7 protein-coding genes and 1 pseudogene are annotated in these 7,896 nt (G+C 62.6%); 5 read left to right on the top strand and 3 right to left on the bottom strand.

Going from position 1 to position 7,896, the window contains the following annotated elements; all coding sequences use genetic code 11:
* Positions 1-162: 162 nt before the first annotated feature.
* Complete coding sequence (locus G1E_RS28150; RefSeq protein WP_009685950.1) at positions 163-330, bottom strand: DUF2897 family protein; 168 nt, start codon at positions 328-330, stop codon at positions 163-165.
* Between the two features lie 182 nt (positions 331-512).
* On the opposite strand from G1E_RS28150, the gene pyrF reads away from it, so the two are divergent.
* Positions 513-1,214 carry an orotidine-5'-phosphate decarboxylase gene (pyrF, locus tag G1E_RS26760; RefSeq protein ID WP_009685949.1) on the top strand — a complete coding sequence of 234 codons (702 nt, stop codon included), beginning with the start codon at positions 513-515 and terminating at the stop codon, positions 1,212-1,214.
* 116 nt (positions 1,215-1,330) lie between these two features.
* The gene (locus G1E_RS26755; protein ID WP_033691015.1) at positions 1,331-2,527 is read left to right on the top strand and encodes an O-antigen ligase; all 1,197 of its coding nucleotides are present in this window, start codon (positions 1,331-1,333) and stop codon (positions 2,525-2,527) included.
* Here G1E_RS26755 and G1E_RS26750 read toward each other — a convergent pair.
* Both G1E_RS26750 and G1E_RS26745 read right to left on the bottom strand, forming a co-directional pair.
* Positions 2,524-3,414: a glycosyltransferase gene (locus tag G1E_RS26750; RefSeq protein ID WP_009685947.1), complete on the bottom strand. Its 891-nt coding sequence runs from the start codon at positions 3,412-3,414 to the stop codon at positions 2,524-2,526. The two genes, G1E_RS26755 and G1E_RS26750, sit on opposite strands and share 4 nt — an antisense overlap.
* 314 nt (positions 3,415-3,728) lie before the next feature.
* Entirely contained in the window at positions 3,729-4,730 is a 1,002-nt protein-coding gene (locus G1E_RS26745) for an NADP-dependent oxidoreductase (protein WP_009685946.1), read from the bottom strand.
* Positions 4,731-4,907: 177 nt separating this feature from the next.
* On the opposite strand from G1E_RS26745, the gene G1E_RS26740 reads away from it, so the two are divergent.
* From G1E_RS26740 to G1E_RS30370, 3 genes and pseudogenes are all read left to right on the top strand, one after another.
* Positions 4,908-5,669, top strand: coding sequence for an SDR family oxidoreductase (locus tag G1E_RS26740; RefSeq protein ID WP_009685945.1), 762 nt, complete (start codon positions 4,908-4,910; stop codon positions 5,667-5,669).
* Between the two features lie 140 nt (positions 5,670-5,809).
* A pseudogene (locus G1E_RS30375) lies at positions 5,810-6,841 on the top strand (methyl-accepting chemotaxis protein); the annotation flags it as partial.
* A gap of 27 nt (positions 6,842-6,868) precedes the next feature.
* On the top strand, positions 6,869-7,750 hold the full coding sequence (locus G1E_RS30370; protein ID WP_370738709.1) for a methyl-accepting chemotaxis protein: 882 nt from the start codon (positions 6,869-6,871) through the stop codon (positions 7,748-7,750).
* Positions 7,751-7,896 lie beyond the last annotated feature (146 nt).

The following is a 7,896-nucleotide window of genomic DNA, read 5'->3' as shown; positions in this document are numbered from 1 at the left end:
GCGCATTTCTTGAGTTCAGCACCTCAACGTGTGGGAGCGGGCGTGCCCGCGAAGGGCTGCAAAGCAGCCCCAGTAACGCTTAACTAACAGGCACTACCCCCCAGCCCCGTTTATAAGTGGCCGTAAAAACAATCCTCGCGCCCCGGGCAACGGCGGGCCGTCTCAGCGATCCCGCGCATCCTTGGCATCTGCCTCGGCGTTGCGCTCATGCACCTTGCGCAGTTGCTCATCGGTAAGCGGCAGTTTCTTGGCCGTGTCGCGCAACATCATCAACCCGCCGACGATGGAGCCAAGGGCTATGATGAGGATCAGCCAGGCATACCAGGGCATTGTCGTTCTCCTTTGATCGGGCCATGGGCAACGCGTGTGTAAAGTTTGAGCAATTACCCGTTCCGTTGGTTCAATTATAGGTGCCCGCCCGTGCCGGGCCAATTCCGTGACCTGCGGGCCCCAAAGCCCGCGCCACTTCGTTTACAATGCGCGCCGTTTTCGACTTGCCAAGAGACCCTGCCATGTCCGCCTGCCAGACGCCCCTGATCGTCGCCCTGGATTTCCCGACCCGTGATGCCGCCCTGAAGCTGGCTGACCAGCTTGACCCTGCGCTGTGCCGGGTAAAGGTGGGCAAAGAGCTGTTCACCAGCAGCGCTTCGGGCATTGTTGAAACCCTGTGCGCCAAGGGCTTCGAAGTGTTCCTCGACCTCAAGTTCCACGACATCCCCAACACCACGGCCATGGCGGTAAAGGCAGCGGCCGAAATGGGGGTGTGGATGGTCAACGTGCATTGCTCCGGTGGCCTGCGCATGATGGCGGCCTGCCGCGAAGAACTGGCCAAGCGCAGCGGCCCGCAGCCGTTGCTGATTGGCGTGACCGTGCTGACCAGCATGGAACGTGAAGACCTGGCCGACATCGGCCTGGATGTAGACCCGCAAGAGCAGGTATTGCGACTGGCGGCATTGGCGCAGAAAGCGGGCATGGACGGGCTGGTTTGCTCGGCGCTGGAGGCCCCAGCCTTGAAGGCGGCGCACCCCGCGCTGCAGCTGGTGACCCCGGGTATTCGCCCAGCGGGTAGCGCGCAGGATGACCAGCGCCGCATCCTCACACCGCGCCAAGCGCTGGATGCCGGCTCGGATTACCTGGTGATCGGCCGGCCCATCAGCCAAGCGGCAAACCCTGGCCAGGCGCTGTCAGCCGTTGTTGCCGAAATTCGCAACTGAGTGCCGAGCCATCGTTGGGCTGAAGCCTTGCGCGTTAGGCGCTCTGTTCACATGCCTGTGTTACGGTCACATCGAGTAAGCAGCCCGTGAGTTCCCCACTCTTGTCGAGAACGTCAATGTCAGCCGATGTATTAGTCGAATCCCCGGCCCAGCGCTGGGGAAGGAAGGTCAACAGCTATGTTCTCCCTTTGGGTTGGCTGGTCATGCTCACGGGCATGTTCTGGGTGGGGGAACGTTCTCTCTACCACAAGCTGTTCTATATCCTGCTGGCAGTGCCAACCTTGGTGGCGCTGCTATTGCAGCCGGCAATGCTGAAAAAGCTGGCCGGCAATCCTTTATTCATCGCATTCCTGGTGTTTTGTGCGTACACCATGCTGAGCATTGCATGGTCGGACTCGGCCAACTCCGCAGGGAGCTTGCTGAAAAGGCCGTTGTACATCGCCATGGTGCTGCTATCGGCAGGCATGATCAGCCTGCATGCCCCAGCCCATCTTCAGCAGTGCGTGCGCATCGCTGCAACTCTGGTAGGGATAGCGGCGGCCCTGTACCTCGGCTATTTCCTGCTTTACCAACGGCCAGCGGGTGCCAGCCGGCTGGAAGGTTACGGGGCCCTGTACAACCCTCTACTAACCGCTCATGTGCTGGGCGCTTTCACAGCCGTATGGCTGGCGTACTGGTTCCAGGCAAAACGCGTGCTCGACCCGATGTCGCTGGTGTGGCTGGCGATCCTGGGCGCCACGGTAGTAGCCACAGGTTCACGGACACCTTTGATGGGCCTGGGCGCGGCATTGGCGTGGCTGATTATCGTCGGCGACCGTAAACGCGGTCTGTTGGCGCTGGCTGCAGTGTTGGTCGCGCTGCTGGGCATGGTGGTGGTCTACCCGGAGGCCATCACGCAGCGGGGCTTGTCCTATCGCCCGGCCATTTGGCTGGAGGCGCTGCGCCAGATTGGCGAGCATCCGTGGCTGGGGCATGGTTACGACACGCCCATGACCGTGATTATTCCGGGCCTCGCGCAAACGCTTGCCGACCCCCATAACATCGAGTTGGGCGTGCTGTACGCGGGCGGGGTGGTGGGCCTGGTGCTGTGGATGACGATCTACAGCCTGGCCATGTACTTCTGCTGGAATTATCGCAAGCACCCTGGCGTAACGCTGGCTGCCACCTGGCTGATCTTCGGGTTTGTTTCGGGCCTGACTGAAGGCAGTGCATTCATGTCACGCCCGAAAGAGCATTGGTTTCTGATCTGGATTCCGTTGGCGCTGGTCTACGGGCAGTCACTGATCCATTGGCAGCGCGGCCGCGTTACTTAAGACCAGAGCAACCGCCACAGCCCGCGCAGGGTCTTGCGGTTCCAGTACCTGAGCGGGATTTGCGCAAGCATTTCCCGGCTCAGCGCTTTGTCCCGGTTGGCGTACTTCAATAGCATGGAGTTGCGGAATTTCATGCAAACCTGCTCGTACTGCGGGTGGTCGCTGAACACTGCAAAGGTTCGCAGTACGTTATCAACCATGAAGCGGCCGTTCTTGAAGGTATTGGTAGGGTGGTCACGGTACTGCGCCAGTACTTCACCCAACACGTCGATGTAATAACCGGCCCGAGCAATCGACAACTCGATGTAAACGTCTTCCAGGCGGATATCCGGGTTGAAGCCACCTACCTTTTCCAGGGCCTCACGGCGCAGCATCAAAGTGGCTGCCATGGGCCCTGGCTTGCGGTCGAGGAACAAGTCGTCGAAGTCCAGGCGGCGGAAGGGCAGGTTGCGGTTGCGCTGCTCACGGGCACCCATCACCTTGCCGTCCTGGTCGATGGTTTCGATGTTGGCTGAGCAAATTCCCACCTCGGGCTTGCCCTGCATATACGCCACCTGGGTGGCGATACGGTGCGCAAGCATGATGTCGTCAGAGCCAAAAGGCACTATCAGGTCGCCCTTGGCTTGCGCGATCGCATCGTTGAGGGTGCGTGCCAGGCCCTGGTTGGCCTGCAGGCGTAGGTAGAAACCGTGCTGCTGCTGCAAACGCTTGAGCAATGCGGGGCTGTCGTCCTTGGAACCGTCATCGATCACCAGAAGCTCGATATTCTTGTAGGTCTGGTTGATGACGCTCATGATGCTGGCTTCGATGTAGCGCGCATGGTTGTAAGACGCGATGATCACTGTCACCAACGGATTGTCAGTAACGGCGTGATTCTCAGAACACATTTCAAACCCCTAGCGTTGATCCGTTTTGTCTGACGCTTAGGTGCAGACTGCCTGTTTGCCCAGGCCTGAAGTGATGGTAATCCAATGTCTTGCTCAGGCTTTACCCATTCTAAATGAAGGGGCAACGAAGGGATACGGCAGGTATCGGACAGGCAAGGTCAACCTGTGAATCCGGTACGCCGAAGGGTGCTGCAATTCGCGGCGCCAGCAGGGCCACGGGCGCCTGCTGAGCGTGCGGGAATGAGGGGGGCTGTGCTGCGCAGCCCGGCGTGAAGCCAGGCCGCAACTTCCGGGGGCTGCGCATTCGGGTAGGGTTAAACCTTCAGCACCAACTTGCCGAAATTCTCACCGTTGAACAGCTTCAGCAAGGTCTCTGGGAAGGTCTCCAGCCCCTCCACCACATCTTCCTTGCTTTTCACCTGCCCGTTGGCCAGCCACCCGGCAATTTCCTGTGCGGCCTTGCCGTACTCCTTGGTGTGGTCCATCACCACAAAACCTTCCATGCGCGCGCGGTTCACCAGCAATGCCAGGTAGTTAGCCGGGCCCTTCACCGCTTCCTTGTTGTTGTACTGGCTGATGGCGCCGCAAATCACGATGCGTGCCTTGAAGTTGATGCGCGTCAGCACCGCGTCCAGAATCTCGCCGCCCACGTTGTCGAAGTACACGTCCACGCCTTTCGGGCATTCGCGCTTCAAACCGGCCAGCACGTCTTCGGCCTTGTAGTCGATCACCCCGTCAAAGCCCAGTTCGTCCTTCAGGTACTGGCACTTCTCGGCGCCGCCAGCAATGCCCACCACGCGGCAACCCTTCACTTTGGCAATCTGCCCGACAATGCTGCCCACCGCACCGGCCGCGCCGGAAATCACCACGGTGTCGCCAGCCTTGGGCTGGCCCACTTCCAGCAGGGCGAAGTAGGCGGTCATGCCGGTCATGCCCAGCGCCGACAGGTAGCGTGGCAGCGGCGCCAGGTTGGGGTCGATTTTGTGCAGGCCCTGGGGCTCGCCGGTGAAGTAGTCCTGCACGCCCAGCGCGCCGCTTACATGGTCGCCGGCCTTGAAGTCCGGGTGGTTGGAGGCCACTACCTCGCCCACGCCCAGCGCGCGCATCACCTGGCCCAGGGCCACCGGCGGAATGTAGGACTTGCCTTCGTTCATCCAGCCGCGCATGGCGGGGTCCAGCGACAGGTACAGGTTGCGCACCAGCACCTGGCCTTCGCCGGGTTGCTCGGCAGGTACGGTCTCGTAGCTGAAGTCGTCTCGGCGCACGGCACCCACCGGGCGTTTGGCGAGCAGGAAGCGGCGGTTGGTTTGGCTCATGACGGGGTCCTTGTAGGCAATGGAGGGAAACAGGGCTTCAATCTACCCTGTTGATGAATACAGGTCCTTAATATCACTGACAAGCATGGCAGCCCAAATGCTCATGTGATGATGCTGCCTCGCCAGACAACGCCTGACTATGCTCTGAACCCCACCATACCGTCACAGGAGCGCGCGATGAGCATGACCTTTTCTGGCCAGGTAGCCCTGGTTACCGGCGCGGCGGCCGGCATTGGCCGGGCAACCGCCCTGGCGTTCGCCCAGCAGGGTTTGAAGGTGGTAGTGGCCGACCGCGACACGGTCGGCGGTGAAGCCACCGTAGCGCTTGTCCAGGCAGCGGGGGGCCAGGCGCTGTTCATTGCCTGCGACGTAACCCGTGACGCATCGGTGCGTCAGTTGCACGACGAGCTGATGGCTGCCTATGGCCGGCTCGACTACGCCTTCAACAACGCCGGTATCGAGATCGAGCAGCATCGCCTGGCCGACGGCAGCGAGGCCGAGTTCGACGCCATCATGGGCGTGAACGTGAAGGGGGTGTGGTTGTGCATGAAGTACCAGCTGCCGTTGCTGCTGGCCCAGGGCGGCGGGGTGATCGTGAATACCGCTTCGGTGGCAGGGCTGGGCGCGGCGCCGAAGATGAGCATCTACAGTGCCAGCAAGCATGCGGTCATCGGCCTGACCAAGTCGGCGGCCATCGAGTACGCCAAGAAGGGCATCCGCGTGAACGCGGTGTGCCCGGCGGTGATCGACACCGACATGTTCCGCCGCGCCTATGAAGCTGACCCGCGCAAGGCTGAATTCGCCGCGGCCATGCACCCGGTCGGGCGCATTGGCAAGGTGGAGGAAATTGCCAGTGCGGTGCTGTACTTGTGCAGCGACGGCGCGGCGTTCACCACTGGCCACTGCCTGACCGTGGACGGTGGGGCGACAGCGATCTGATGAAACCGACTTCAGCGCAGCTAAAAGCGACAAGACATAGCTATTTGACACTATTCTGACGTCAGGCCCTTGTTCAGCAGCAGGCAACGTTGCCAACCTTGGCCTTCGGGTTAACCTCGCAAGCACAAGGGGAATGGGCAATGGGCGCGAGCAAGCATGGTGTGCTGGCCAACCTGGGCATGGCCCGTAAACTGGGGCTGGGCTTTGCCCTGGTGCTGCTGCTGACGCTGGCGGTCGCGGCCATTGGTGTTGCGGCGTTATACAGCGTGGGTCAGCGCTTCGACAGCTTGCGCCAGCTGGCCCAGTTCAATACCGACCTGCTGCGCTTGCGCCAGCACGAACAGGCATTTGCCCTGCGTTCCGACCTGAAACAGGCCGAGGCGCTGCGCAGCGGCCTCAAGGGCCTGGCCGAGCGCGCCAGTACCCTGCCGGCGCTGACGGCGGCAGAGTCCGACCTGGCGGCCTACGGCCAGGCATTCGAGGCCTTCGTGCAGGCGGTGCAGGCCAAGGAGCTGGCGCTGGACATGGCCAGCTGGTCGGTGTCCAGCGTGGCCAATAACCTGGATGTGCTGCAGGCCGGCCTGGCCGACGATGGCGTGTACACCCTCAAGCAGTCCCAAGGCCAGCAGGGCGGCGAGTTTCTCGAGCAAGCCGGGCAGGTGGCACAGGTGTCGCGGCTCATGCTGCAGGCCATGGACGAAGCGCGGGTGCGCCTGGAGCAAAGCCGCAAGGGCGAAGAGGGTGTCAGTAAAGAGCGCATTGCCCAAACCGTCGAGGCGGCCAGCCTGGTCGGCCAGCTGCAGGGCGCCATCGCCGATGCCGGTTACCAGAGCGTGCTGGGCGAAGTGGCGGGGCACATCGGCAGCTTCTCGGAAAAGCTCAACGAATACACCGACGAGTTGGCCCGTGAACAAGGGTTGAAGGACCAGTTGCAGGCCAGTGCCGAGCAGGTCACCGGGCGCGTCGACCAGGCCTACCTGGCGCAGGAGCAGGCACTGCAGGGCGAGCTGCAGCGCAATGCCCTGGCCATTGGCCTGGCCACGGTGCTGGCGCTGTTGGCCGGCGTGCTGGCGGCCTGGTTGATTACCCGCGCGGTGGTCGGCCCGCTCAAGCATGTGATCGCCCGCGCCCAGCGCATTGCTGCGGGCGAGCTGGCGTTCGATGCCCAGGCGCCGCGGCGTGACGAAGTGGGGCAGTTGATGCAGGCCATGCAGCAGATGGCCGCGGGGCTGGCCGGTATTGTCAGTGGCTTGCAGCAGGGCATCGAGCAACTTGCAGGCAGTGCCCAGGCGCTGTCGGCGGTGACCGAACAGACCAACCGTGAGGTGGGCAGCCAGAAAGAGGAAACCGAACAGGTCGCCACCGCCATGCAACAGATGACCGCCACCGTGCACGATGTGGCGCGCAACGCCGAAGAAGCAGCCCAGGCGGCCGAGTCGGCAGACGCCAAGGTCGGCTCGGGCCAGCAGGTGGTGCGCCAGAGCATGCAGCGCATCGAACAACTGGCCGCCGCGGCGGAAACCGCCAGTGCCGGCATCGACAGCCTCAGTGCCGAAATCCACACCATTGGCGATGTGCTGGAAGTGATCAAGAGCGTGGCCGAGCAAACCAACCTGCTGGCGCTGAACGCCGCCATCGAAGCTGCCCGGGCCGGTGAGCAGGGGCGCGGTTTTGCCGTGGTGGCCGATGAGGTGCGGGCGCTGGCCAAGCGTACCCGCCAGTCCACCGAGCAGATCGAGACCCTGGTGGCCAGCTTGCGCGGCAATGCGCAGCAGTCGGTGGCGCAGATCCGCGGCAGTGCCGAACTGGTGCGTATGGCGGTGGCTGACGCGTTGCACACCGAAAGTGCGCTGGGCAGCATTGCCGCGGCAGTGTCGTTGATTCAGCAGATGAACCAGCAGATCGCCGCGGCAGCCGAGCAGCAGAGTTCGGTGGCCGAAGAGATCAGCCGCAGCGTCACACAGATCCGCGGCAGTGCCGACCAGGCGGCCTTGGCCATGCAGGACAATGCCCGGTCAAGTGTGGAGCTGGCGCAGTTGGGCACCGACCTGAAGGGGATGGTGGGGCATTTCAGGTTGTAGCCCAGGGGGTTTCTGGCGATGGCATCAGGGTTGCCAGGTGCTCGCCGGAGCATCTTCAGCGCCTGTGAGATCGAGCGCCGCCCGCGCGGCGCAATCGCGAGCTGCGCTCGCTCCTACGTTTGTTTCGGGCCAGTAACGCCTGGGAC

The organism is Pseudomonas sp. TJI-51, from assembly GCF_000190455.2.
Lineage (GTDB): Bacteria > Pseudomonadota > Gammaproteobacteria > Pseudomonadales > Pseudomonadaceae > Aquipseudomonas > Aquipseudomonas juntendi.
Note: the sequence above shows the minus strand (reverse complement) of the source record. Positions and strands in the feature narration are given on the sequence as shown.